Source organism: Staphylococcus sp. FSL W8-1270 (assembly GCF_038007165.1).
GTDB lineage: Bacteria > Bacillota > Bacilli > Staphylococcales > Staphylococcaceae > Staphylococcus > Staphylococcus hominis.
This window is the reverse complement of the sequence record NZ_JBBOWQ010000001.1, coordinates 1,113,690-1,140,117: the sequence shown is the minus strand read 5'-3', so window position 1 is coordinate 1,140,117 and position 26,428 is coordinate 1,113,690. Positions and strand designations below refer to the sequence as shown.

The window sequence follows — 26,428 nt, the reverse complement described above, 5'->3', positions numbered from 1 at the left end:
AAAAGAATAAATAAAAAGAGGAAGAAACACTGAATTCAATTAGAATTCTTTTGTTTCTTCCACTAATTTTATATCATGTATTTAATTATACTAAGATTTTTTCATCATTTGATTTTTTCTCTTTATAAACTACAAGCTTACCGTTCTCAGATTTTTTCAACTGATGTTTCTTCATGATGCCCCATAGTGGAACTGCAATAAAGATAGAAGAGAATACACCAGATAATAATCCAATAAGTAATGCTAATGAGAAGTTAAACAGACTTGATGCACCAAAGATCAGTATGGCGATAACTACTACAACGACTGTAAGAACTGTATTAACAGAACGAGTCATCGTTTGTCTAATAGATCGGTTAACAATATCATCGATTTGATGAGGTTCTGTTATGACTTTAATTTTATGAAGATTTTCTCTTACACGGTCGAAAGTAACAATTGTATCATTTATTGAGTAACCTACAATCGTTAAGATTGCAGCGATAAATGTAATATCTACTTCAAGTCTTAATAAACTGAATAAAGCAATGATAATAAATACGTCATGAAGTAATGCTAAGACAGCAGAAAGCCCCATTCTCCATTCGAATCTTAATGAAACATAGATAATAATACCAATAGCTGCATAAATTAATGCTTTCATTGCATTTTTAGCTAACTCTTGACCAATCATTGGAGAGACTGTGTTCACTGTCGGTTTATGACCATATTGATCATTAATGACTTTATTAAGTTTCAAAGTTTCATCTTTAGATAAATCATTTTTAAATTGAACTGTTGCTTGTTTATTGTCATTACCATTAATTTGAATTTGATCAGGTGTCAAACCAACATCTTTAATCGTACGTTCAACTTTCGTTTGAGATAACTTCGTATCAGAATCAAGATCTACTCTTGTACCAGATGAGAAATCAATACCTAAGTTAAGTTTAAATATACTTAGAATAATTATACCAATTACTAAAATTAAAATACTTACTCCAATTAATGGTTTTGCTAATTTAACAAAATTCCATTTTTCAAAAGCTGTTTTTAAGTCATGAACATCTACACCTTCATTGATATCATGGCGATTATTTTTATTTACACCAAACATCCAATATTTCTTCTTAAAGTAATTAGAAGAAACTAAAAGTGATAATAGTCCTCTTGATAAAAAGACAGCTGTGATGAATATCATTAAAATACCTAATAATAACATCGTAGCAAATCCTTTAACTGAACTTTGACCAAAGAAGAATAACACTGCTGCTGCTATAACAGTTGTTAAGTTTGAATCAAAAATCGTTAAGAAAGAACTTTTATTTGCTTTAGAATAAGCCTGTTTAAGCGTTCGTCCTACTCTAAGTTCATCTTTAATCCGTTCATACATGATGATATTTGCATCTACAGCCATACCTACACCTAATACTAAGGCAGCTAAACCTGGTAATGTAAGTACACCTGAAATAAAGTTAAATGCTACTAATGTTAAATAAACATATACTGTTAAAGCAATCACTGCCACAATACCTGGTAATCTGTAAAAACCTACCATAAATAAATAGATAATTGCAACACCAATCATTGATGCAAAGATTGTTTTATCTAATGCATCTTGACCAAATTGTGCACCTACAGAATTAGAATAAACTTCTTTTAAATCAACTGGTAATGAACCTGCATTTAACAATTCTGCAATTTGCTTAGCACGTTCTACGCCTTGTTGACCCTGGAAGCCACCTGAAATTTCTACACTGTCTGAATTAATAGGTTGATCCACCGAAGCGGCTGAAACGTATTTCCGTTTATCTTCAGGTTTATCCAACTCTTTATGATAGCTATCACCTTTTTTATAATCTAACCACACTACCATCATGTTTTCTTGTTTTTTAGAAATTTCTTCTGTAACTTTTTTAAATTTCGCGCGGTCTTTTAATTTAAAAGTGACTGCAGGTTCGTTTGTACCTTGTTTAAATTCTTGTTTTGCAGAACCTTGTACAATATCTTTACCTGTTAATTTAACATGATCATTAGCATCACGTATAGTCAGATTTGCTTGTGAAGACAAAATTTTCCGAGCTTCATCAGGATTTTTTACCCCTGCGAGCTGTACCCTAATTCTATCAGGGTCTTCAACTTGAATATGAGGCTCAGATACGCCTAATACATTAACACGATTTTCTAAAGTTTGAGCAGTAGATTGTAAAGCCTTATCATCGATTTTACCATCACCGCCAAGTGGTTTAACTTGATATAATACTTCAAAACCACCTTGTAAATCCAAACCTAGATTTACATTCTTAACTACATTCTTATATGTAAAGCCCATACCTACAAATAGTAGCGCTACAATGAGTATGAATGCAATTATTCTACTTGTTTTTTTCACATGAACACCTCATTATTTAATTATGTAATTAGAATAATCTTTTAATAAACCATGTGCAAGTGAATTAAAGATTACATCTATGTGACAAGACTTATCTATCTTAACATAACCTTTTTATTAGTGTAATCACGATAGCTAGTTAATAAAAAAACATTCCACGACAATTTGTTGTCTGGAATGTCTTGTTATTATAATTTATGATGGGTCAACTTGTTTAATCGCAGGTTTTTCAAATGTCATTTCAGTACCATGACCATTTACTGTGATTACAACTGCTGTTTCATCCACAGCTTTAACAGTTCCTTTGATTCCACCAATAGTTGTAATTTTTTGACCTGCTTCGATACGACTAATCATTTCACGATGTTCTTTCGCACGTTTTTGTTGCGGTCTAATTAAAAAGAAATAAAATACTATAATTAAAATTATAGGCAAGATTAATGCTGAAACATTCATTATATTGTTCTCCTTATTAAAAGTTTTTAGGGTTCTCTACATTTAGCCCATATTGTTCGAAAAATTCTTCTTTAAAATCTAATAAACGATCTTCTCGAATGGCCTGTCTAATATCTTCCATTAATTTTAGCAGAAAATGTAAATTATGAATAGTAGTAAGACGGATACCAAACGTTTCCTCTGCTTTAATTAGATGTCTAATATATGCACGTGTATAATTCTTACAAGTATAGCAATCACAATTCGCATCTATAGGACTAAAATCATCTGCATATTTAGCATTTTTTATAACCAATCGTCCTTGAGATGTCATGCATGTTCCATTTCTAGCTATGCGTGTTGGCAACACACAATCAAACATATCCATACCGCGAATGCTACATTCTATTAATGCATCAGGTGATCCTACTCCCATTAAGTATCTTGGTTTGTCTTCTGGCATAAATTGAACCGTATGTTCAACCATATCGTACATCACTGGTTTTGGTTCACCTACAGATAAACCACCAATAGCATATCCAGGAAAATCCAATGATACAAGTTCTTTAGCACTTTGTTCTCTTAAGTCTTTGTACTCTCCACCTTGTATAATACCAAATAATGCTTGGTCCTCTGGACGTTGATGTGCTTCAAGACATCGTTTAGCCCATCTTGTTGTACGTTCAATTGAATCTTTTACGTATTTATATTCGGCAGGCATAGGCGGACACTCATCAAATGCCATCATAATATCTGAACCTAAGTCATTTTGAATTTGCATTGATTTTTCTGGACTTAAAAACAACTTAGAGCCATTTGTATGATGTCTAAATTCGACACCCTCTTCTGATATTTTTCTAAGATTACTCAAACTAAACACTTGGAAACCACCAGAATCTGTAAGAATAGGGCCATCCCAATTCATGAACTTATGTAAGCCCCCAGCTTGTTTGATAATATCATTTCCAGGTTGTAACCACAAATGATACGTATTTCCTAATATAATTCTAGCTTCAATTTGTCTTAACTCTTCTGGACTCATTGTTTTAACTGTTGCTTTCGTACCTACTGGCATAAACATGGGTGTTTCAAATGAGCCATGGGGTGTATGAACAATCCCTAAACGTGCACCTGATTGCTTACATGTTTTAATGTGCTCATAAGTTACTGCTGGCATAATCTGTACCTCTCATTCATTAAATTATTAACATTGCATCTCCAAAACTAAAGAATCTATATTTAAGTTTTACCGCTTCTTTATAAGCATTCAAAATGTATTCACGACTACTAAAAGCAGAGACTAACATCACTAATGTTGATTTGGGTAAATGAAAATTAGTAATTAACCCATCAATTGCTTTATATTCAAACCCTGGATAAATAAATATATCTGTCCAACCACTTGTAGCGACAAATTGTTCATGATCACGACGAATTGTTTCTAACGTTCTAGTAGACGTCGTACCTACAGAAATAATTCTATGCCCATTTTCTTTAGTTTTATTCAGCATATCTGCCGTTTCTTTAGTCATTTGATAGTACTCACTATGCATTTCATGATCATCAATATCCTCCACACTTACTGGTCTAAAGGTACCTAGGCCAACATGTAGTGTAATAAATGCAATATTGACACCTTTGTCTTTTATTTTCTGTAAAAGCTCATCTGTAAAATGTAACCCTGCAGTAGGCGCTGCAGCGGAACCATTTTCTTTAGCATACACAGTTTGATATCTATCCGGATCATCTAAACGTTCTTTAATATAAGGTGGTAAAGGCATTTCACCTAACTCATCTAAGCGTTCTTCTAAAATACCTTCATAATGTAAACGCATAATGCGCCCACCTTGTTCTAATTCTTTTATACATTCAGCAATGATTTTGCCGTTACCAAATGATAAAGTATTACCTACTTTAATACGTTTTGCTGGTTTTAATAATACTTCCCAGTCATTGTCCTCTATTCTAGTAAGCATTAACATTTCTACCTTTGCACCTGTTTCTTCTTTTAAACCGAATAAACGTGCTGGCATAACACGTGTATCATTTAATACTAATGTATCTCCAGGTTCAAAATAATCCATAATATCTGTAAAGTGTTTATGTGCAATATTTCCGGTCTTTCTACCTAGCACAAGTAATCTACTTTGATCTCTATTTTTTAAAGGTGTCTGAGCAATCAATGATTCAGGTAAATGATAATCAAACTCCTCAACGTTCATATTATTCCCTCATTCTTTAATTTTTTTGAAATGTTCATAGGCAAATGGTGTCGCTTTTCTACCTCTTGGTGTTCGTTCTATAAATCCTTTTTGTATTAAAAAGGGTTCATAGACATCTTCGATTGTAATACGTTCTTCTCCAATTGACACTGCTATCGTATCCAGTCCCACAGGACCTCCATTATATTGATTAATAATACAATTCATCATTTTATGATCAATGTAATCTAAGCCTTCATCATCCACTTGTAATAAGTTTAGAGCTTGCTTTGTTGTTTCGATATAAATTTGTTCATCTTCATTTACTTGTTGAAAATCTCTTACTCTTTTTAGTAGTCGATTTGCAACACGAGGTGTTCCTCTTGAACGCTTAGCAAGCTCAACTGCACTTTCATCATCAATTTTTGTACCTAATACTTCAGCAGTTCGAATAATGATTTCTTTTAAATCTGATTCCGAATAGTACTCTAATCTTAAATGAACACCAAATCGATCTCTTAAAGGGCCTGTTAGACTTCCAGCACGTGTTGTCGCGCCTACTAGAGTAAAAGGTGGTAAATCAATACGTATACTACGTGCTTCATCACCTTTACCGATAATAATATCTAAGAAAAAATCTTCCATAGCAGAGTATAAAACTTCTTCTACTACACTACTTAAGCGATGGATTTCATCAATAAATAAAACATCTCCAGGCTGTAAACCTGATAAAATTGCCGCTAAATCTCCGGGTCGCTCTAATGATGGACCAGATACAGTTCTTATATTGACTTCCATTTCATTAGCAATAATATTTGAAAGTGTTGTTTTACCTAATCCTGGAGGACCAAAAAGTAATACATGATCTAATGGCTCATCCCTTAGTTTAGCCGCTTTTATAAAAACTTCTAAATTATTCTTTATTGATGATTGCCCAATATATTGTTTTAATTTAGTTGGTCTGAGTGAGAATTCAAAAGAAGATTCTTCATTGTGTAATGATTGATCTACCATTCTATCATCCATATTTATCCCCCCAGTTATCGTTCATAATATTAAGATATAAGCGTTTTTAAACCAATCTTAACTGCTTCATCAACAGAGTGGATGGATGTTTTATTAAGCACTTTCTCAACTTTAGAAAGCTCTCTCTTAGAGTATCCTAAAGCTGCAAGCGCTAATAACGCTTCCTTAATTATATTGTCATTTTCTTCAACTTGTCCCTCAACCTGTAATAAGGTCTCACTAGTCTCTTCTGTAATCTTAACTTTACCTTTTAAATCTAATACAATTTGTCGTGCAGTCTTTTTACCTATACCAGGAAATTTAGTTAGATAAGTATCATTTTCATTTTCAATTGCACGTTTAACTTCGTTAGGTGTACTTGTTGCTAGAATAGCTAAAGCTGATTTAGGGCCTATACCTGTAACTTTTATTAAGCTTAAGAACATCTCTTTTTCTTCTTCGCTAATAAAACCATATAATAATTGTGCGTCTTCTCTTACAATCAGTGAAGTAAAGACTTTACATTCTTGATTTAAATATTTTTGAAATCGATATGAATTTGGAGTTTGAATTTCATAACCGATACCATTAGACGTTTCTACAACAATATGTGTTGGAAACAATTGAGATAAATGTCCTTTTATATAAGCGTACATAGATACCTTCCTTACATACTCATACTAATTAATTCAACTTTATAAACATGTTGAATATTTCTCAAAGTGCCCATGACCTTTTCTATTGATAATGATTGATCTTTTGCACTCAAAGAGAGTGTAATCGTTGCTTTTTCTTCCATTGGAACACTTTGATGAATAGTTAAAACGGATAACGCTAATTTTGAAATAGTTTGTAATACTTGAGCAAGCATTCCTACTATATCATTAACATAGAGAATTAAGGTGAATTCACGGTGTTCAAAAATCTTTTCATCTACAGGAAAAATAGTATCTCTATATTTATAAAAAGCACTTCTTGATAGATTAAACTGCTTAACTGCTTCATAAATGGACAGTGTGGCATCATTTTTTAAAGCGTCTTTAATTTTAAGCGTTTTAACCACTGATTCTGGTAAAACGTCTTCACGTATTAAATAAAACTTTTTATAATCTTTGCTGTCCACTAAAAAGCCCTCCTATTCGACGAATTCAAATTCTCCCCCAAGTATTCTAACAATATCACCATTACTACATCCACGTTCTCTTAATGCATCATCAATACCCATAGAGCGCATTTGACGTGCAAAACGTCTTACTGCTGGATCACTATTAAAGTCTGTCATTTTAAACATGCGTTCGATTGCATTACCGCTTACTACATAGGCACCATCATCATCTCTTGTAATCGTAAATTTATCTTGAGATGGTGTATGTTTATATAATACGCGATTAACACCTGCATCTTCGTCTTCTTCTACACTAAAATCAATATCTTTTACTTCTTCTAATTTATCAGCAATTGTATATAGTAATTGATCAATATTATCTCTTGTAATTGTAGAAACTGGAACAATAGTTACATCTTCATCAATTTCTTTTTTAAATAATTCTAGGTTATCGTTTGATTCCGGTATATCCATTTTATTTGCCACTATAATTTGAGGTCTATCTTCTAATCTTTGTTTATAATTTATCAGTTCATTATTGATGATTTGATAATCTTCAAGTGGATTTCTTCCTTCAGAACCACTCATATCTATCATATGAACAATAACTTTTGTTCTTTCAACATGACGTAAAAATTGATGACCTAAACCGACTCCTTCTGAAGCTCCTTCAATTAAACCTGGTAAATCCGCCATCACAAAACTTCTATGATCAGGTGTTGAAACCACACCTAAATTTGGTTTAATTGTTGTAAAATGATAAGCTCCAATTTTAGGTTTTGCCTTAGATACAATAGATAACAATGTTGATTTCCCTACACTTGGGAATCCAACGAGTCCCACATCAGCAAGTAGCTTTAATTCTAAGGTAACATCTAGTTCTTCTCCAGGTTCTCCATTTTCACTAAAGTCTGGAGCTGGATTTCGAGGGGTTGCAAAACGTGAATTTCCACGACCTCCACGACCTCCACGAGCAATAACTGCACGTTGACCTTCTTCAACTAAATCTGCTAAAACTTCTTCAGTTTCTACACTTTTAATAATGGTACCAGGAGGCACTTTTAAAACTAAGTCTTCCGCATTTTTACCATGCATATTACTACTTTGACCATTTTCACCTTTTTTAGCCTTAAAATGACGTTGAAATCTAAAGTCTAAAAGTGTTCTTAAACCTTCATCAACTTCAAAAATGACTGAAGCACCTTTACCTCCATCGCCACCAGCAGGGCCACCAAATGGTACATATTTTTCCCTACGATAAGCAGTAATACCATTACCTCCATCGCCTGCTTTTAGAGATATTTTTACTTGATCGACAAACATATATCTCACCTCTTTTTATATATTTTATTAATTCATCGCTAATATTATATCATTAACTCTAAAACGTTAGATTCTATTATAATCATTTTTAAACAAAAATAAAACACCAGAAGTCTTCACTTCTGGTGTTAATTAGACAAAAATTATTCAGCTACTGCATATACAGAAACTTGTTTTTTGTCGCGACCTTTACGTTCGAAACGAACAACGCCGTCGATTTTAGCGAATAATGTATCATCGCCACCACGACCTACATTTTCACCAGCATAAATTTTAGTACCGCGTTGACGATATAAAATTGAGCCACCTGTTACGAATTGACCGTCTGCACGTTTAGCACCTAAACGTTTTGATTCTGAGTCACGACCGTTTTTTGTAGAACTTACCCCTTTTTTAGATGCGAAGAATTGTAAGTTTAATTTTAACATCGGGATACACCTCACTTATAATTTAATCTTATATTTTCATTATATTCATCTTCAATCGTTTGTAAAGACACAAGCATTGCTTGAAGAATTAATTGTGCTTGCTCATTGTTAGTGTCTACTGATCTAATGTGAAAATGACCACCGTCATCATCATAATCAATATCCGGATTTTCAGAAGTTAAACTTAAAATAGCATTCACACTTCCAAAAAGAACAGCTGAAGCCCCTGCACAAACAATATCATAGCCATAATCACCATGATTAGCATGGCCATCCATGATGACGTCTGTTACTTTACCTTCATCATTAATTGAAATATCAACAGTAATCATAATTAAGCGTTGATTTTATCAATTGTTAATTTAGTATAAGGCTGACGATGACCTTTTTTACGTTTTGAATCTTTACGACGTTTGTAAGTGAAAACAGTAATTTTTTTACCGCGACCTTGTTTGTTCACAGTAGCAGTTACTGTAGCTCCTTCAACAGTTGGAGCACCAACTTTAACTGAATCTCCACCTACAAATAATACTTTATCAAATGTGAATGAATCACCTTCATTAACATCTAATTTTTCAACGAAGATCTCTTGACCTTCTTCTACTTTAATTTGTTTACCGCCTGTTTCGATAATAGCAAACATACCTTGCACCTCCTATAATTATAAGTCACGCCATATACAGGTGATAAAATATAACATTTTAACGCTTAAACCTGTATTTGAGCGGTTGTATGTAGCTATAAAACTACTCAACTATTGCATCTTACCATTACTTATATTCAATGTCAATCTATTATATTGGCTTTTTAAAGAATTTAAAGAATATAGGCATCAAAATAATTAATAAAATAATATTTAATATAAGTGTTGGGATAATACGTAGTAATATAAAGTTTAGTAAATCAAATTCTACATAGCTAATAACAGAATATATAATTGCTACAAATATTTCAAGAATCATTACACCAATGATACTGAACCAATATACCATAATATAGTCTCGGTAAAAAATCTTCAAGAACTTATTAAATATTGTTATTAAGAATATATAACCAAACAAATATAAACCATATACACTGCCAAAGTAGATATCAGTTATCATACCTAAAAAAATGCTTAGTAATAATGTGACCATAAATGGTCTATAAATTGATAAAAGTAATAAATACATTAGAGTTAAATGAGGAACTAAGATAAATGTTAGGTTGCCTATATGAAAAGGAATAACCAAACCAATAAGTGTATCAAGATAAAAAACGATGATACCGATCATTATATAAACGAACGCTTTCATTATCGAGTCTCTCTTTCATTGAAATCCGTGTTATTACTTTTTTTCGCTATGTATACATGTTGAATATCTGATAAATTTGCTCCAGTTTTCACCCTCACTTCTTTTGCTAAACCATATTCATCATTTTCTACCTTCGTCACTTCTCCTATGTATAAATCACTTGGCAATTGATCGGCTAATCCACTTGTTACTACTTTGTCACCTTTTGAAATTTTATCCTTATTATTGATATTACTAATAATTAATTCCTGAGTTTTATTATCATAGTGATCAATTAATCCAAAAACATTTTTAGAGTGATGTTGAATATTGACTGATAGTTTTCCAGCTCTTGTATTCGTTGAAAGTAAATCAACTTGAGAAGAAAATTGATTCACTCTAGTTACTCTTCCAATTAAACCATCACTAGTAAACACTGCCATATTATTGCTTACACCAGCTTTTTTACCTTTATCAATAATCACAGTATTCATCCATTGATCTGGATTACGTGCTATGATGGCACCTGAAATTGCATCGTATTTTGAAGCATCAGTCATATCAAGTTCTTTTTTTAAGTTTTTATTTTCCGCTTCTAATGCTTCGTTTTTTGCTTTTAATTGATTAACTTCATTATGATTTGATTTGTTAGATTGAAAGAAGTTACCTATAGCTCCAGTCACAAAATTGACAGGGTAACTAATTACTCTCTGACCAAATGACACTGAGTCCCCCACATATTGCTCAGGAGGTGATTGAGTTTGTGAACGAATGGACAAACCAATCAATGCAATAAAAATAATTATTGCACAAAAAACAACAATTAACTTGTTATTTTTAAAAAAATTTAACACTCATAACACCTCTACTATTTATTTTAAATTATTATATTCTATTTTATATTACTCTAGGATTGAAATAAAGAATAATATTAAATATTATCTTCAAAGAAAAAAAGGAACAAGTTAGAATCTTCATTGAATTCTAGTACTTGCTCCTATCAAATGTCATCTTATTTAATTTTACGATTCTTTATTCGGCTTATCTTTTTTATCTTCTTCATAGAGCGTTTCGTCTTTTCTCCATTTAGAAAATAAATTTTGTGCTTTTGCTTGTTCATTTGCCTGTTTTTCTTTAGATTGTTCAGACATACATTACACCAACCTTCAAAAGATTATTGTATCTATTTTAGACATTAACGCATTTATTTATTTTTTTCAAATTATATTTTTTAATACTCATTCTGAGGTTTTAAAGTGATTGATTGTCCTAGGCGATTTAATTCCTGTTCCATTTCAATTTCCGTACTAAAGACTTTAATCGTATCACTTCCGAATTTATAGATGATAAATTCATTATCTCTTTGCCCTACAATGTAATTATCATTATATCCCATTCTAACTATACCTGAAACTTCCATAAATTCTTTTTTATCTATAAATTTAAACACATTTTTTGTTTGACTAGCAGGAATATTCTGAAGTAAATGATTTTCTTCTATAGTATAACTTTTTCCATTAGTAGGCACTGGTGTTGATGTTTGATTACTTGGCAAGAGCTCGAATTGGTTATTGGTAGGTTGATTCATAGGATTCCAGTCCTGTTCTCTTAAAAACGGGGCATATTTTAATGCAAAATAAACAATACTAAGGATTGCAATAACTGCTACTATATTTTTAAAAATACTAAAAACCATTCGCAATAAAATCCCTCCAATTTTAAATCTAAATTATTATAAATATAAAATAGATTTTATCCATCGGTCTAAAGAAGTAAATTAAGTAAATTCTTAAGACTGATTAACATTTTCTTAAAATATATTATAATAATTAATATCACTCGTAAAATAAATTTAGAGGAGTGTGAGAAATGAACATTCTTACAATTATTTTACTTATCTTGCTTGCAGTTATACTTTTTAAAGTAGGATTTGCACTTTTAAGATTTTTAATCTCTGCTGCTTTTATTATTCTCGGACTGTATTTAGCCTATCAAGGTGTTCTTTGGATTTTAGAAAATTTTAATGTGCTTTCAGCTTATATAAGATAATGAAAAAGCTAGTTACTTTTCAATGTAATTAATACAATCTACCCTTTATTAATTCGTTTATGATTGTATTGTATGAAAAGTTAACTAGCTTTATTTACGATTGCTTTGAGACAAGTATTCATAAATTTTATATATTGTTGCTAATAGTAACCCAAATATCGTTCCAGTTACTATATCACTAATGAGTAAAATATATAATTGAGTATGCGTATGGTTGACGAATACTCCAATAAAAGAAAAAATTGTAATACCAACAATCGATAATAACACGGTATTAAGCGTTTCTTTTAAACGAATTGTTTTTTGTTTAATATTCAATCTCATTATGTAAATAATAGGTATTAACACCCCTATGATTAAAATTAAAGTCATCATACACCTCTAAATATATAATTAAGGCTTATTATACTAAAATTTTAACAATGAGACTATAAATAATTTTTAATCTTTTATACGAAATACCCCTCCTCTACTAAACTAGTAAATTTTTGATCACCGATAATAATGTGGTCAAGTAATTCAATGCCAAGAATTTGTCCACATTCTTTAAGTCTAATGGTAGTAGCAATATCTTCTTTTGAAGGCGTCACATCTCCAGATGGATGATTATGAATCACAATTACTGCATTACATGAAGCTCTAATGGCAGCATTAAAGACTTCTCTTGGGTGTATCACTGAAGAGTTTAATGTTCCTATAAATATAGTTTCTTCTTTTATCACTATATTTTTAGTATTTAAAAATAAAGCAACTAAATGCTCTTGAGTTAAATCTTTCATTTTAGACATCATCATATCTGCGACATCTTTAGGAGATTTAATCTTTACTTTTTCAATTGAATTACGTTTATTTATTCTTTCTCCCAATTCGAAAGCGGCTTTTAGTGTCACTGCTTTATGCAATCCTATACCTTTTATTTTTAACAAATCATGTATTGAAAGTAATTTTAATTCTTTTAAATTATTTACTTTATTAATCATTTCATTTGCAATATCAATACTTGAAACCCCTTGTCGTCCAGTGTTAATTAAAATTGCTAATAATTCACTGTTAGACAAACTTTTTTCACCATATTGAATGAGTCTCTCTTTAGGAAGCTCACTTTTGGCCATATCTTTAATTTTCAAAAACATCACCTTTTCTTTATTAGTTACATAATATTGTTGGAAAAATTAATTAATAAAATATATGAGATTGAAATAAAAGGAATAAGTGGGATTTTACGTATCTTAAAACGAAACAAGATGATATAAAACATAAGACCAATTGCACAAGTTAATAATATTAGATGAAGTATAAATTCATAAGTATAAAATATAGAAAGTATACTAAGTAATAAAATATCACCGTACCCTATACTTTTAGAATTTAACAGAAAAAATGTATGTAATAGAAAGAAAATAAATATAAATGAAATCAAATGTAATGAAGAAATATAGATACCGACAAAGAAAAAAACGAGGATTAAGTTACTGTTGATTGTTAATGTTTGAATATCGGTTAGAGACATCGTTATCAACATTAAACAAGTTAATATAAAGAGAGAATAATTTATATGTATATCGATAAATATTAAATATGGGACAATAAGAAACGATAATATTTCACCTATAATATAGGAGCGTTTTAAAGGATTTGAACAGCATCTCGAGCGTCCTTTTAAGAATATGAAACTTAATAATGGTATAGTATCAAACCACTTTAATGATGTATGACAATAATCACATTGTGATCGTCGCTTGAAATATTGAAGATTCACTTTCTCTATACTTGAAAATTGATATAAAAAACTAAATATTACACTACACGTAAATGCTAATAATACTATTATACTGATCACCTCATATCATTCATTATAACTAAAATATGGTCTAAGTAAATGGAATAACGAGGATTAGATTAAATTCATTTCAATAAATAAATATATCTTCTTTAAAGCATTTTAAATTCAATAAAATGAATAAAACCTTTATTAAAAATAATCAGTCCACTCTTAATCTATCAATTATATAACTAATAAAAAAGCTATGAAGAAGTTTAATTTGTAACTTTCTTCATAGCTATATTTAGATATTTAACATACTATATATTATGAATTAAATTCAACTTTCGATTTTACTTCACTTATAAAATATAAACTGCCTGTAATCAATAAGCCCTCACCATCATAATGATTTATAAAATCTACATAATCATCAATATATTCGATGTTATCAGCATCTATACTCTCAAGTAATTCTTGTTTAGATAAGGCTTTATGAAAATCAAATTCAGTAAAATAAAATGTACCAGCTAAATTTTGTAATTTACTTAACATTTCGTTTACAGGTTTACCTTTAATGGCTGAAAATAAAACATCCATTTTCTCAAAATCATAATAATTTTTGATTGTTGAAACTAATGCTTCAACACTTTCATTATTATGTGCTCCGTCAATAATAATAAGAGGTTTTTCTTTAACTTGCTCAATACGTCCTGTCCAACAAACACTTTCAATAGCATCAATCATTTTATTAAAATCTAATTCAATAATATTTTCTTCGTTCAACTCTATTAAAGCTGTAATAGCTAATGAAGCATTTTCTTTTTGATGATCACCTATCATATCTAAGATGATTGTTTCTAACTCATAATCTTTATATCTATAAGTAAATTCATCATCTTCAGATACAATAATGATTTCTCTATCTAGTTCAATTGGCTTTGCATTCTGATTTTCCGCTAAATCTCTAATGTATTTTAAAGCTTCCTCATTTTTGACTGCATAGATGACGGGTACATTAGGTTTTATGATAGCACCTTTATCTTTTGCGATATCTAAATACGTACTTCCTAAAATATCAGTATGATCTAATCCTATACTTGTCAAAATTGAAAGAATAGGAGTAAACACATTAGTTGAATCATTTTTAATTCCTAGTCCCGCTTCTACAATAACAAAATCTACAGGATGTATCTCTCCAAAATATAAAAACATCATTGTTGTTATAATTTCAAATTCTGTTGCAGAACCGAGTTCGGTTTCTTGTTCTAACGCTTCACTTACTGGTTTAACTCGCTTTACTAATTCAACTATTTCGTCATTTGAGATCGGATAACCATTTAAACTAATTCGTTCATTAAACGTTTCAATAAAAGGAGAAGTAAATGTTCCAACTTCATATCCATTCTCAACTAATGCAGCTCTTAAATAAGCTACTGTAGAACCTTTACCATTTGTTCCACCCACATGAATACCGCGAATATTTAATTGAGGATTATTTAAGTGGTTAAGCATCCATTCCATTCTTTTAACACCAGGTTTAATACCAAACTTAGTGCGCTCATGTATCCAATATAAGCTATCTAGGTAATTCATTGACAATTCTCCTATGCTTTTAATTGTTCAATTCTGTTTTTAACACCATTATATTTTTCTTGATATTTTTGTTGTTTTTCGCGCTCTTCATTTATAATTTTTTCAGGTGCTTTATTAACAAAATTCTCATTTGATAATTTTTTATCAACACGGTCTAATTCTTTTTGAAGTTTGTCTAACTCTTTCTCTAAACGTTCAATTTCTTTATCCATATCAATAAGTCCTTCTAACGGTAAAATGACTTTACCAGCAACTACTACCGCTGTCATCGCTTTTTCAGGAATATCTACATTTGTATCGATGGTTAATTCACTTGGATTACAAAATCTATGAATATAATCCGCATTTTTTTCTAAGATTGTTTTAATTTCTTCATTTTTAGCTTGAATGAGAATAGGGATTGATTTAGAAAGTGGTGTGTTTACTTCTACGCGTGATTGTCTCACAGATTTAATAATTTCAACTAATTGTTCCATTGTCTGTTTACTTTCATCAAACACAAACTCTTCTTTAACTGTCGGCCATGCTGCTTTTACAATTGTTTCTCCTTCATGCGGTAAACTTTGCCAAATTTTTTCAGTTACAAATGGCATAAATGGATGTAGCATTCTCATTATTTGATCAAGTGTATAACTTAGAACAGAACGTGTTGTTTGTTTTTGAGCTTCATCTTCACCATTCATTGGTATTTTACTCATTTCAATATACCAATCACAGAATTCATCCCAAATAAAGTTATATAAAGCACGTCCAACTTCACCAAATTCATATTTTTCACTCAGATTAGTAACGGTCTCTATTGTTTCATTTAGTCGTGTTAAAATCCATTTATCCGCTAAAGATAAATTACCAGATAAATCAATGTCTTCCACTTTAAAGTCTTCTCCAATATTCATCAAGCTAAAGCGAGCACCATTCCAAATTTTATTAATAAAGTTCCATACAGATTCAACTTTTTCGGTAGAATAACGTAAGTCATTACCTGGAGAAGAACCAGTTGCTAAGAAGTAGCGTAAACTATCTGCTCCGTATTTTTCGATGACATCCATTGGATCTACACCATTACCAAGTGATTTACTCATTTTACGACCATCTTCAGCTCTTACTAAACCATGAAGAAGTACATCATTAAATGGTCGTTTACCAGTAAATTCTAATCCTTGGAAAATCATTCTTGCTACCCAGAAGAAGATAATATCATAACCGGTTACAAGAACATTCGTTGGATAGTAACGTTGATAATCTTTTGCTTCTTCATTAGGCCAACCTAAAGTTGAGAATGGCCATAACGCACTTGAGAACCATGTATCTAACACATCTTCATCTTGAGTCCAATTTTCGATATCAGCAGGTGCTTCTTCTCCAACATATACTTCACCTGTTTCATTATGATACCAAGCTGGAATTTGGTGACCCCACCATAATTGTCTAGAAATAGTCCAATCTCTAATTTCTTCCATCCAACGATTAAATGTATTTTCAAAACGTGGTGGATAAAAATCAATTCGATTATCTGTTTTTTGATTATCTAGTGCTTGTTGCGCAAGTGGTTTCATTTTTACAAACCATTGTGTAGATAAATAAGGTTCTACTACTGCACCAGAACGTTCTGAATGACCTACAGAATGCATATGTTCTTCAATTTTAATCACTAAATCTTGAGCTTTTAAATCTTCTACTAATTTTTTACGACATTCGAAACGGTCTAAACCAGCATACTGAGATGCATTGTCATTCATTTTTCCATTTTCATCCATTACAATAATGTTTTCTAAATGATGTCTCTGACCAATTTCAAAGTCATTAGGATCATGTGCAGGTGTAACTTTCATAGCTCCACTACCAAATTCAATATCAACATACTCATCTGCTAAAATTGGTAATTCTCTACCTATAATTGGTAAAATCACTTTTTTTCCTATGACATCTTTATAACGTTCATCATTTGGATTAACGACTATAGCAGTATCCCCTAACATTGTTTCAGGACGAGTTGTGGCAATTTCAATATATCCATTACCATCAGCATAAGGATATTTAAAATGATAAAAATGACCTTGCACATCTTCATGAATCACTTCTATATCTGACAATGCTGTACGTGCGACTGGATCCCAATTTATAATTCGCTCTCCACGATAAATAATTCCTTTATTATATAAATCAACAAATACTTTTCTAACCGCTTTACTTAAGCCGTCATCAAGAGTAAAACGTTCTCTACTATAATCAAGACCTAAGCCTAATTTAGCCCATTGTTTACGAATAAAAGATGCATATTCTTCTTTCCAAGACCAAGCATGTTCTAAAAATTTTTCACGTCCTATATCATGACGAGAAATACCTTGTTCTTTTAATTTAGCATCTACTTTAGCTTGTGTTGCAATACCCGCATGATCCATACCAGGTAAATAAAGCGTATCGTATCCTTGCATACGTTTCATTCGAGTAATAATATCTTGTAATGTTGTATCCCAAGCATGTCCTAAATGTAATTTACCAGTCACATTCGGCGGCGGAATAACAATTGTATATGCTTCTCTAGATTCATCTTCTAGAGGTTTAAAGTATTCATTTTTTACCCATTCTTCATAACGCCCCGCTTCAACTTCACGAGGATTATACTTTGATTCCATTTTCATTGAAATAACCTCCTAAAATAAAAAAGCATCCTTCCTAATATATAGGACGGATGCTCCGTGGTACCACCTAAATTCAAGACGATACCTCCATATCTTCTTGCACTTATTTATGATTAACGCTCATACACGCTTCTATCTACTATTATATGTGTATTCAATAAAAGAACTTGTGGGCTACCTTCAGTTTGATCATTATACATATTTACACCGTCCATATGCTCTCTTTGATAAGTATCAAACGTACTCTTCCCAAAAAATATATTTAATTACTAATTAATAGTATAATAGAAAACAATGATAAGTCAATCTTTTGGAGGAATATTTATGAACGCATGTGCCTTTGGAACTACAGACCCTATTTATTTAGATTATCATAATAAAGTATGGGGACAACCAGATTTTAATAGTCTTTCACTTTTCAAATTACTTGCACTTGAATCTCAACATGCTGGTTTATCTTGGTTAACTATATTAAAAAAGAAAGAGGCTTATGAAAAAGCATTTCATCAATTTGATCCTATAAAAATTTCTAAAATGACAGAGAAAGATATTAATGCTTTAATGACCTTTCCAAATATCGTACATAATAGAAAGAAATTAGAAGCCATAGTATCTCAAGCTAAGGGTTATTTACAAATTGAAAAAGAATATGGTAGCTTCAGTAAGTTTTTATGGTCATATGTTGATGGACATCCTATTGACTTGCACTATAAAACTCCCTCAGAACGTATTACAGTTGATGAAAGAGCAAAACAACTTTCAAAAGATTTAAAAGCTTATGGTTTTAAATTTTTAGGACCTGTGACTGTATTCTCGTTTATGGAAGCGGCTGGTCTATATGATGCTCACTTAGAAGGATGTCCTTCAAAACCTAATCATTAAATATTAAAAGGAGTAGAACAGATTATTTTGAATTCGTAGTTCTACTCCTTATGATTGATTATCACTTTTTTTTCGTTTTAAAAAGTAATTAATTATTGGTGCTACTAAAAATAATATAAAAAATATCCTAAAGATATGAAAACTTGATATCTTAGCAACATCTGCACCAGTAGCTATGGCAACTAGTACAATTTGACTCATACCTCCAGGAGCTCCACCTAAAAATAATTCGTTTAATGAATTATGAGTAAACAAATGAACAATAAAGACCATCAAAAATGATCCTAAAATTAAACTTATATTTTGATACATAATTGCTATAGCAATGCGACCTTTTAAATCACCTAATAAATGTGCAATTTGTAAACCAATTCTACTCATATAAATCACTTGTGCAAAAGCAAGAATATAATTATCTAAAGTAAAAGTCAGATGAGTTGATAAATTCCAAACAATTAAAACGACAATTGGAGCGAGTAATTGTTTTGTTGGAAAATTTATTTTTGACATTAAGAAATAAACAAAAGCTATAGCAATCATAATTAAAGCAATTTGGGGCACATTTAAAGCTCTTGTTAATGGTGTAGCTTTATGAATCATCTCTTCACTTGATGATGAATTGCTAAATAAAAAAGAAATAAGTGGTACAAGTACGACTACAAAAATAACTCTAGAAGTTTGGGTTAAACTTACTACTAAGATATTCGCTTTTTTATCTTCTTCAGCCATAATTAACATTTGACTTAAAGCGCCAGGTATTACACTCAAGATAGCAGTTTCAGTATTAACTCTTGCAATTTTTTTGAAAAAATAAGCAATCAATAATGATAACGTGATGAGTAAAACAGTCACCGTCACAATGGTTAACCACTCATTTTTGATATCATTAATGACTTGTGACGTAAACGTAGATCCTATTTGTACTCCAAGTAATATTAAGCCAATCTGACTAATCCAAAAAGGCCATTTAATATTTAGTTTTAGTACTTTAACCACAATAATTGAGGCTATAATGGGCCCAAACATAAAGGGTAAAAGCATATGAGATAATTTTAATATTAAACTCATGATCATCGCTATTATTAATAATATAATATTATTTAGCCAAATTCGCCTCAAAAATCATCACTTCTTTCTAGATTAAAAGCATTTAAATTAAAAAAAGTGGAACGATGATATTATCTCATCTTTGTTCCACTTTTATTATATTAACTTTTAAATATTAAACAATTCTACTTAATGCATTATCAAAAGCATGAATCGTTTTTTCAATATCTTCTTTGGTATGTGCGGTAGATAAGAATGTTCCTTCAAATTGAGAAGGTGGTAAAAATATGCCTTCTTTAGCCATTTCTCTATACATATTACTAAATAACTCTAAATCACTTTGATTCGCTTCTTCAAAGTTGGTTACAGGTCCTTTATTTAAGAAATAACCAATCATAGAACCAGCTCTATTTACTGTAATAGGAACATTGTGTTTAGCAAATACCTCTTTAAGTCCTTTTTCTAATATATCGCCTAATTCTTGGAAATACTCATATGATTCAGGCGTTAATTGACTTAGTGTTTCATAACCACTTGTCATTGCTAAAGGATTACCAGATAGAGTTCCCGCTTGATAAATATTACCTACTGGAGCAATTTTATCCATAATTTCTTTTTTGCCTCCAAAAGCACCTACAGGTAAGCCACCGCCAATCACTTTTCCTAGGCATGTGATATCTGGTGTCACACCAAAATAACCTTGAGCACAGTTATACCCTACACGGAAACCTGTCATGACTTCATCAAAGATAAGTAAAGAACCATATTCTTTAGTGACTTCCCTTAATCCTTCTAAGAAACCTTTTTTAGGGGGTACAACACCCATATTTCCTGCAACTGGTTCTACTATCACACCAGCAATATCATCTCCATAATTTTCAAATGCTACTTTAATCGCATCTAAATCATTATAAGGTACTGTAATTGTGTTTTTAGCTGTGCCTTCAGGTACTCCTGGTGAATCTGGAAGACCTAAAGTTGCTACACCTGAACCTGCTTTGATAAGCAATGAATCGCTATGTCCGTGATAGCATCCTTCAAACTTAACAATTTTATTTCTACCAGTGTAACCTCTAGCCAGTCTTAATGCCGCTAAAGTAGCTTCAGTACCTGAAGAAACCATTCTTACTTTTTCAATTGAAGGCACTCTTTCAATAACAAGTTCAGCTAATTTATTTTCTTCTAGTGTTGAAGCACCAAAACTAGTGCCTTTATCTACAGCATCATGTAATTTACTAATGACTTGTTTATTTTTATGACCTAAAATTAATGGTCCCCAACTTAATACATAATCAATGTATTCATTGCCATCTATATCATAAATTTTCGAACCTTCACCATGATCCATAAAAATTGCTGGTGTATCTACTGATTTAAATGCTCTTACAGGGCTATTGACACCACCAGGCATAAGTGTTTCAGCAATGCGCATTGCTTCTTGTGATTTTTCATAAGTCATTAACTTGTTCCTCCTTAACCATTATTTATCTAAGTAACGACAAATATCTTTCGCGAAATAAGTAATAATCATATCTGCGCCCGCACGTTTCATTGATACCATTTGTTCCATAACCACACGTTCTTCATCTATCCAACCATTTTGAGATGCTGCTTTAGTCATAGCATATTCACCACTAACATTATAAGCAATAACAGGAATATTAGTGTTATTTTTTACATCTCTAACAATATCTAAATAACTTAAAGCTGGTTTGACAATCATCATGTCTGCGCCTTCTTTTAAGTCACTTTCTAATTCTCTTAGTGCTTCTAAACGATTAGCTGGATCCATTTGATACGTTTTTCTATCTCCAAATGAAGGAGCTGAATCTGCAGCATCTCTAAATGGTCCAAAGAAACTAGAAGCATATTTAATGCCATAGCTCATAATTGGAATATTATAATAACCAGCTTCATCTAAACCTTGTCGAATTTCGGTAACAAAACCATCCATCATATTACTTGGAGCAATAATGTCAGCGCCAGCTTCGACTTGAGAAATTGCTGTTTTAACTAATAATGGTAAAGATTTGTCATTATCAACATCATGCGTATGATCATCAATGATACCGCAATGACCATGATCCGTATATTCACATAAACAAGTATCAGCAACGATTAATAAATCTTTATGAAGTTTTTTTGCTCTACGTGTTGCCTCTTGAACAATGCCATTATGATCGTATGCACCAGAACCCACATCATCTTTTTCATTAGGTACGCCAAAGAACATAATCGCTCTAATACCTAAATCATATGCTTCATTAATTTCATCATCTAATAGATTTAAACTTATTTGATATACACCAGGTAACGATTTAATTTCGCTTCTAACATTATCTTTTTCTACTACAAAAATTGGATAAATTAAATCTTCTTTTCTAACATGATTTTCTCTTACTAAACTTCTCATTGTAGCTGAAGAGCGTAATCTTCTATGTCTATCGAATTTCATTATTTATTCCTACTTTCTAAAAATGTGTTTATTAATGCTTCAGAAGTTTGTTTATCTGCAATATAAGGTTCATAACCATAGGCTCTAATGCTATTTGCAGTTTGTTGACCTATAGCATAGTAATTTTTAAAATGCTTAGGAAATGCCTCACTAAAATAATAACGCACTGCAGATGAACTTGAAAATGTTAATGCTTCAACTTGATTATGTTGAATTAGATTGATAACTTCAATAATATTCTCTCTATCCGCTATAGGTGTATACAAGTCAATTTTCACAACATTATTATGTTCAGCGAGAGTTTGTTGCAATTTTGGTCTTGCCTGTGCACTGCTCGGAATTAAAATAGAAGATTTTTCTAGATTTAATCCTTCTAATAAACCTTCTTGAGAATAATCGTTAGGTATAAAATCTATATTTATACCTAATTGTTTACATAACTGCGCAGTTTTAGCGCCTACTACTGCAATATGTTTTACATTCACGTACTCTAAATATTTATAAAATAAATGTACGGCATTTTTTGAAGAAAAAATAAGCCAGTCATAATTATCATGCAAGAGTTGAGTATCAAATTCAAGTGATTGAATTTTAATAAATGGCTTATGAATGACTTCTACCATATCACTCTGTACTTTACTCGTTTGCGTCATAACTATCACTGGTTTCATCTAACTGTAACACCTCTACTAAGATTTAGTATTAATGTGATGCTTCTTCGTTTAATTTTCTTATAATTTCATACGCACCTTGTTCTTTAAGTATCTCACTTACTCTGTTCCCTAATTTTACAGGGTCAGTTCCTACTTCAGTATGTTCATAACGTTCCTTACCATCTGGTGTCATGATTAAGCCTGTAAACTCAATTTCATTGTTATTGTTATAATTCGCATATCCACCAATTGGAACTTGACAACTTCCATCCATTGCAGCTAAAAATGTTCGTTCGGCCGTTACACAATTTGCAACTTCATTATTGTGAACTTTTTGAAGTAACTCGAGAAGTTCAATATCGTTACTACGGCACTCAATGCCAAGAGCACCTTGACCGATTGCAGGTAGTAATGTGTCTTTATCTAAATAAGTTGTTACTACGTCATCAGACCAACCCATACGTTTGAGTCCTGCTGCTGCTAAAATAATCGCATCATAATCTTCTGTTTCTAATTTATTTAAACGTGTATCAATATTACCACGAATCCATTTAATTTTTAGATGAGGATATTTAGATAATATTTGTGCACCTCTTCTTAATGAACTTGTACCAACTATACTATTCTTAGGAAGTTCTTCTAATGGTACGTGATTTTTGGCAATATAGGCATCAAATGGTATTTCTCTATCAGGAATACAACCTAATGTTAAACCTTCTGGAATAATACTAGGAACATCTTTTAATGAGTGTATTGCCATATCGATATCGTTGTTAAATAGTTCATTTTGAATCTCTTTAACAAATAGGCCTTTTCCTCCAACTTTAGATAGTTGTTGATTCACAATTCGATCTCCCTTTGTGACAATCTCTTTAATTTCGATTTCTAAAGATGGATCAATGGCTTTTAATTTATCAATGAATTGTTTACTTTGTGTTAAAGCAAGTTTACTTCTACGTGAACCCACAACTAATTTACGCATAAACAAGGCCTCCTACATAAGTTTTCTTTTAATTAAAATGAGTAGTGAAGAATAAATTCACCATACATAGGCAAAATATCATAATATTAAAATAAATTAAATTAATTGAGATGATTTTCTTTTTTAAATACATAACGATATATACTGTATAAAGAAGCGTAATAATGACAGACAACATAACCTTCGGATCTTTAAATATTGCTATACCAACCGCATAGATTCCCCATTGAGCAATTAAAATTACACTCAATATTAATATTACTAAACCGCCCAAAGTTGAAAAAAATATAATTTTTTCAAGAGTTGCTACACTGCCAATTCTAAAATATTTCTGATTAAAGTTTTTTTCTTTAAGGTTTTTATATTGAATGATATATAGCAATGCATTTACAAATGCAAGTGCAAAAAAAGCATAACTCAATACTGCAAGCCCTACATGTACAAGTAATAATTCATTTATAACTTGTACTTTTTGTATACTGTTTGTATAGTGTTCAGGTCTAAATGTATTCATCGTTAATAAGATAAATCCAATTACATTCAAAAAAAACACAGAAAAACTTAGAACTTTAATAATATTTAAAACTAGAGAAATAGAAATAATCATCCATGACAAGAAGAAAAAAACATCAAATATGGAATTAAACAATACATCACTATGCGAAGTAATATACATAGACAAAGAGATTGTTTGTAAAAACCAAACAATCCCTAAGGCATAAATTCCAAGTACTCTAATCTTATGACTCTTCCGAACAAAGTCTATAAAATAACAAAGAATGCTAATTAAATATACAATTAATATAATTTCATGAAATCTAATAAATAGCGTTTCTTGCATATTATCACCATTTTAATATGCTTATTCAAAACTAAAGATATGTCGTACTGAAAGTTCCTTTTCTTTTTTTCGTTCTTTCACTGCTTTATAAGGATCTTCGGCTTCAATATCAAATATATTTTGAAATAGCTCTAATTTTTCATTACTTTTTTTATCGTTACTCAATTCCTTAGCCTGTTTAATTGGATCTTTCAACATTTGATTAATAATACTTTTAGTATGTTTAGAAATGACTGTTCGTTCTCGTTCAGATAGATTCGGTAATTTTCTATCGATACTATCCATTGTTTCAGCTTGAATAGTCATTGCTTTTTCACGTAAAGCTCTTATTACAGGAACTACACCCAACATATTTACCCAATCATTATGTGCTTTAATTTCAGCAGGAATTTCATTAGAAATAGCTTCAGCCGCCATTTGTCGTTCTTTTAAATTAGCATCAACTAAACCTTTTAAATCATCTACATCATAATTAAATACGTCATCACTTAAATTATGACATGGTTCAATATCTCGTGGTACTGCAATGTCTAATAATAATAATTTAGATTTTCTATATGATAGTGCCTGATTAATCATACTTTTAGTAATAATATAATCTGGTGAACTAGTAGAACTAATAACAATATCAGTTGAAGTTAATAAACTAGGTAAAGATTCTAGCTTATCATAACTAACTTGATGTTTTTCAGCTAAAATTCTAGCTTTACTTTCTGTTCGATTTACAATTGTAATATGATTAATGCCTGAGCCGAGTAAATTTAATAACGACAATTCACTCATTTCACCTGCACCAATAATAACAGCATGTTTATTTTTTAATTTACCTAATACTTTTTTTGATAATTCCACAGCAGCATATGAAACACTTACAGCATTATCTGCGATATCTGTTTCATTATGTGCTTTTTTAGCAAAAGTAATTGCTTGTTTAAATAGATGATTAAAGATAGTTCCAGTTGTTTTTAAATCTTGCGCTAAGAAAAATGCATCACGCATTTGGCCTAAAATTTGTGTTTCTCCTAACACAATTGAATCTAAACCTGAAGTTACACGCAATAGATGTTCTACTGCTTCGTCCCCCACTTTAACTTCAGACATTGCTTTAATATCATCTACTTCAAATCCAAATGAACGAGCTAAAAATCGTTGAATATAATATCGTCCTGTATGAATTTGATCCACTACAGCATATACTTCTGTACGATTACATGTCGATAATATTACATTTTCTAAAATTGCTTTAGTTTCGAATAAATCTTCATTGGCTAATCGTAAGGCATCATCTCTAAAAGCAACTTGCTCTCTTAAAGCTACATCAGCAGTACGATGATTTATGCTAATAGCAATAAAATGCATTTATAACGCCCTCCATAT

General features: G+C 31.1%; 29 protein-coding genes and 2 other annotated features. Of the genes, 2 read left to right on the top strand and 27 right to left on the bottom strand.

Annotated features, from left to right (window positions below):
• Positions 1-85: 85 nt before the first annotated feature.
• From secDF to NSU06_RS05710, 15 genes are all read right to left on the bottom strand, one after another.
• Complete coding sequence (secDF, locus tag NSU06_RS05780; RefSeq protein ID WP_049382001.1) at positions 86-2,371, bottom strand: protein translocase subunit SecDF; 2,286 nt, start codon at positions 2,369-2,371, stop codon at positions 86-88.
• A gap of 195 nt (positions 2,372-2,566) precedes the next feature.
• Entirely contained in the window at positions 2,567-2,827 is a 261-nt protein-coding gene (gene yajC / locus NSU06_RS05775; protein ID WP_002448938.1) for a preprotein translocase subunit YajC, read from the bottom strand.
• A 16-nt stretch (positions 2,828-2,843) separates the two neighbouring features.
• Positions 2,844-3,983 carry a tRNA guanosine(34) transglycosylase Tgt gene (gene tgt / locus NSU06_RS05770; RefSeq protein ID WP_017176162.1) on the bottom strand — a complete coding sequence of 380 codons (1,140 nt, stop codon included), beginning with the start codon at positions 3,981-3,983 and terminating at the stop codon, positions 2,844-2,846.
• Positions 3,984-4,002: 19 nt separating this feature from the next.
• On the bottom strand, positions 4,003-5,028 hold the full coding sequence (gene queA, locus NSU06_RS05765) for a tRNA preQ1(34) S-adenosylmethionine ribosyltransferase-isomerase QueA (protein ID WP_017176161.1): 1,026 nt from the start codon (positions 5,026-5,028) through the stop codon (positions 4,003-4,005).
• A gap of 9 nt (positions 5,029-5,037) precedes the next feature.
• Positions 5,038-6,033 (bottom strand): Holliday junction branch migration DNA helicase RuvB, encoded by a 996-nt coding sequence (gene ruvB / locus NSU06_RS05760; RefSeq protein ID WP_017176160.1) that lies wholly within the window; start codon positions 6,031-6,033, stop codon positions 5,038-5,040.
• A 29-nt stretch (positions 6,034-6,062) separates the two neighbouring features.
• The gene (ruvA, locus tag NSU06_RS05755) at positions 6,063-6,668 is read right to left on the bottom strand and encodes a Holliday junction branch migration protein RuvA (protein ID WP_017176159.1); all 606 of its coding nucleotides are present in this window, start codon (positions 6,666-6,668) and stop codon (positions 6,063-6,065) included.
• Between the two features lie 11 nt (positions 6,669-6,679).
• A complete protein-coding gene (locus tag NSU06_RS05750) occupies positions 6,680-7,135 on the bottom strand; it encodes an ACT domain-containing protein (protein WP_017176158.1) in 456 nt (151 codons plus the stop codon).
• 12 nt (positions 7,136-7,147) lie between these two features.
• The gene (obgE, locus tag NSU06_RS05745; protein WP_019835431.1) at positions 7,148-8,440 is read right to left on the bottom strand and encodes a GTPase ObgE; all 1,293 of its coding nucleotides are present in this window, start codon (positions 8,438-8,440) and stop codon (positions 7,148-7,150) included.
• A 143-nt stretch (positions 8,441-8,583) separates the two neighbouring features.
• Positions 8,584-8,868, bottom strand: a complete 285-nt coding sequence (gene rpmA, locus NSU06_RS05740; protein WP_002449010.1) for a 50S ribosomal protein L27 — start codon at positions 8,866-8,868, stop codon at positions 8,584-8,586.
• 11 nt (positions 8,869-8,879) lie between these two features.
• Positions 8,880-9,200: a ribosomal-processing cysteine protease Prp gene (locus NSU06_RS05735; protein WP_017176156.1), complete on the bottom strand. Its 321-nt coding sequence runs from the start codon at positions 9,198-9,200 to the stop codon at positions 8,880-8,882.
• A gap of 2 nt (positions 9,201-9,202) precedes the next feature.
• On the bottom strand, positions 9,203-9,511 hold the full coding sequence (gene rplU, locus NSU06_RS05730; protein ID WP_002448968.1) for a 50S ribosomal protein L21: 309 nt from the start codon (positions 9,509-9,511) through the stop codon (positions 9,203-9,205).
• A gap of 13 nt (positions 9,512-9,524) precedes the next feature.
• Positions 9,525-9,608, bottom strand: a sequence feature (ribosomal protein L21 leader region).
• Positions 9,609-9,662: 54 nt separating this feature from the next.
• On the bottom strand, positions 9,663-10,163 hold the full coding sequence (gene mreD / locus NSU06_RS05725; protein ID WP_017176155.1) for a rod shape-determining protein MreD: 501 nt from the start codon (positions 10,161-10,163) through the stop codon (positions 9,663-9,665).
• Positions 10,163-10,996: a rod shape-determining protein MreC gene (mreC, locus tag NSU06_RS05720; protein WP_017176154.1), complete on the bottom strand. Its 834-nt coding sequence runs from the start codon at positions 10,994-10,996 to the stop codon at positions 10,163-10,165. Before mreC ends, mreD begins: the two co-directional genes overlap by 1 nt.
• Before the next feature lie 168 nt (positions 10,997-11,164).
• Positions 11,165-11,293, bottom strand: a complete 129-nt coding sequence (locus NSU06_RS05715; protein WP_017176153.1) for a hypothetical protein — start codon at positions 11,291-11,293, stop codon at positions 11,165-11,167.
• Positions 11,294-11,373: 80 nt separating this feature from the next.
• Complete coding sequence (locus NSU06_RS05710; protein WP_079335373.1) at positions 11,374-11,844, bottom strand: DUF4930 family protein; 471 nt, start codon at positions 11,842-11,844, stop codon at positions 11,374-11,376.
• A 167-nt stretch (positions 11,845-12,011) separates the two neighbouring features.
• Between NSU06_RS05710 and NSU06_RS05705 the strand changes: the two genes are divergently transcribed.
• Positions 12,012-12,191, top strand: coding sequence for a hypothetical protein (locus NSU06_RS05705; RefSeq protein WP_002455241.1), 180 nt, complete (start codon positions 12,012-12,014; stop codon positions 12,189-12,191).
• 90 nt (positions 12,192-12,281) lie between these two features.
• Here NSU06_RS05705 and NSU06_RS05700 read toward each other — a convergent pair whose 3' ends face one another.
• The 5 genes from NSU06_RS05700 to NSU06_RS05680 all read right to left on the bottom strand — a co-directional run bounded on the left by NSU06_RS05700 (position 12,282) and on the right by NSU06_RS05680 (position 18,191).
• Positions 12,282-12,563: a hypothetical protein gene (locus tag NSU06_RS05700; RefSeq protein WP_017176151.1), complete on the bottom strand. Its 282-nt coding sequence runs from the start codon at positions 12,561-12,563 to the stop codon at positions 12,282-12,284.
• Between the two features lie 77 nt (positions 12,564-12,640).
• Positions 12,641-13,318: a RadC family protein gene (gene radC, locus NSU06_RS05695; RefSeq protein WP_017176150.1), complete on the bottom strand. Its 678-nt coding sequence runs from the start codon at positions 13,316-13,318 to the stop codon at positions 12,641-12,643.
• Positions 13,319-13,341: 23 nt separating this feature from the next.
• Positions 13,342-14,031, bottom strand: coding sequence for a prepilin peptidase (locus tag NSU06_RS05690; RefSeq protein ID WP_002487997.1), 690 nt, complete (start codon positions 14,029-14,031; stop codon positions 13,342-13,344).
• Between the two features lie 249 nt (positions 14,032-14,280).
• Complete coding sequence (locus NSU06_RS05685) at positions 14,281-15,549, bottom strand: bifunctional folylpolyglutamate synthase/dihydrofolate synthase (protein ID WP_070436592.1); 1,269 nt, start codon at positions 15,547-15,549, stop codon at positions 14,281-14,283.
• A gap of 11 nt (positions 15,550-15,560) precedes the next feature.
• Entirely contained in the window at positions 15,561-18,191 is a 2,631-nt protein-coding gene (locus NSU06_RS05680; RefSeq protein ID WP_002449015.1) for a valine--tRNA ligase, read from the bottom strand.
• A 39-nt stretch (positions 18,192-18,230) separates the two neighbouring features.
• Positions 18,231-18,457: a binding site (T-box leader), on the bottom strand.
• Between the two features lie 58 nt (positions 18,458-18,515).
• Here NSU06_RS05680 and NSU06_RS05675 point away from each other — a divergent pair.
• Positions 18,516-19,073, top strand: coding sequence for a DNA-3-methyladenine glycosylase I (locus tag NSU06_RS05675; RefSeq protein ID WP_002448956.1), 558 nt, complete (start codon positions 18,516-18,518; stop codon positions 19,071-19,073).
• A gap of 48 nt (positions 19,074-19,121) precedes the next feature.
• Here NSU06_RS05675 and NSU06_RS05670 read toward each other — a convergent pair whose 3' ends face one another.
• From NSU06_RS05670 to hemA, 7 genes are all read right to left on the bottom strand, one after another.
• On the bottom strand, positions 19,122-20,192 hold the full coding sequence (locus NSU06_RS05670) for an AbrB family transcriptional regulator (protein ID WP_070436591.1): 1,071 nt from the start codon (positions 20,190-20,192) through the stop codon (positions 19,122-19,124).
• Between the two features lie 103 nt (positions 20,193-20,295).
• Positions 20,296-21,579, bottom strand: a complete 1,284-nt coding sequence (gene hemL, locus NSU06_RS05665; protein WP_017176147.1) for a glutamate-1-semialdehyde 2,1-aminomutase — start codon at positions 21,577-21,579, stop codon at positions 20,296-20,298.
• A gap of 21 nt (positions 21,580-21,600) precedes the next feature.
• Positions 21,601-22,575 (bottom strand): porphobilinogen synthase, encoded by a 975-nt coding sequence (gene hemB, locus NSU06_RS05660; protein WP_002448944.1) that lies wholly within the window; start codon positions 22,573-22,575, stop codon positions 21,601-21,603.
• Complete coding sequence (locus NSU06_RS05655; protein WP_002448958.1) at positions 22,575-23,246, bottom strand: uroporphyrinogen-III synthase; 672 nt, start codon at positions 23,244-23,246, stop codon at positions 22,575-22,577. Before NSU06_RS05655 ends, hemB begins: the two co-directional genes overlap by 1 nt.
• A 31-nt stretch (positions 23,247-23,277) precedes the next feature.
• Positions 23,278-24,210, bottom strand: coding sequence for a hydroxymethylbilane synthase (gene hemC / locus NSU06_RS05650; protein ID WP_017176145.1), 933 nt, complete (start codon positions 24,208-24,210; stop codon positions 23,278-23,280).
• A gap of 28 nt (positions 24,211-24,238) precedes the next feature.
• Positions 24,239-25,051 carry a cytochrome c biogenesis protein CcsA gene (gene ccsA / locus NSU06_RS05645; protein WP_002448932.1) on the bottom strand — a complete coding sequence of 271 codons (813 nt, stop codon included), beginning with the start codon at positions 25,049-25,051 and terminating at the stop codon, positions 24,239-24,241.
• A 21-nt stretch (positions 25,052-25,072) separates the two neighbouring features.
• Positions 25,073-26,410, bottom strand: coding sequence for a glutamyl-tRNA reductase (gene hemA / locus NSU06_RS05640; RefSeq protein WP_002488006.1), 1,338 nt, complete (start codon positions 26,408-26,410; stop codon positions 25,073-25,075).
• Between the last annotated feature and the right edge of the window lie 18 nt (positions 26,411-26,428).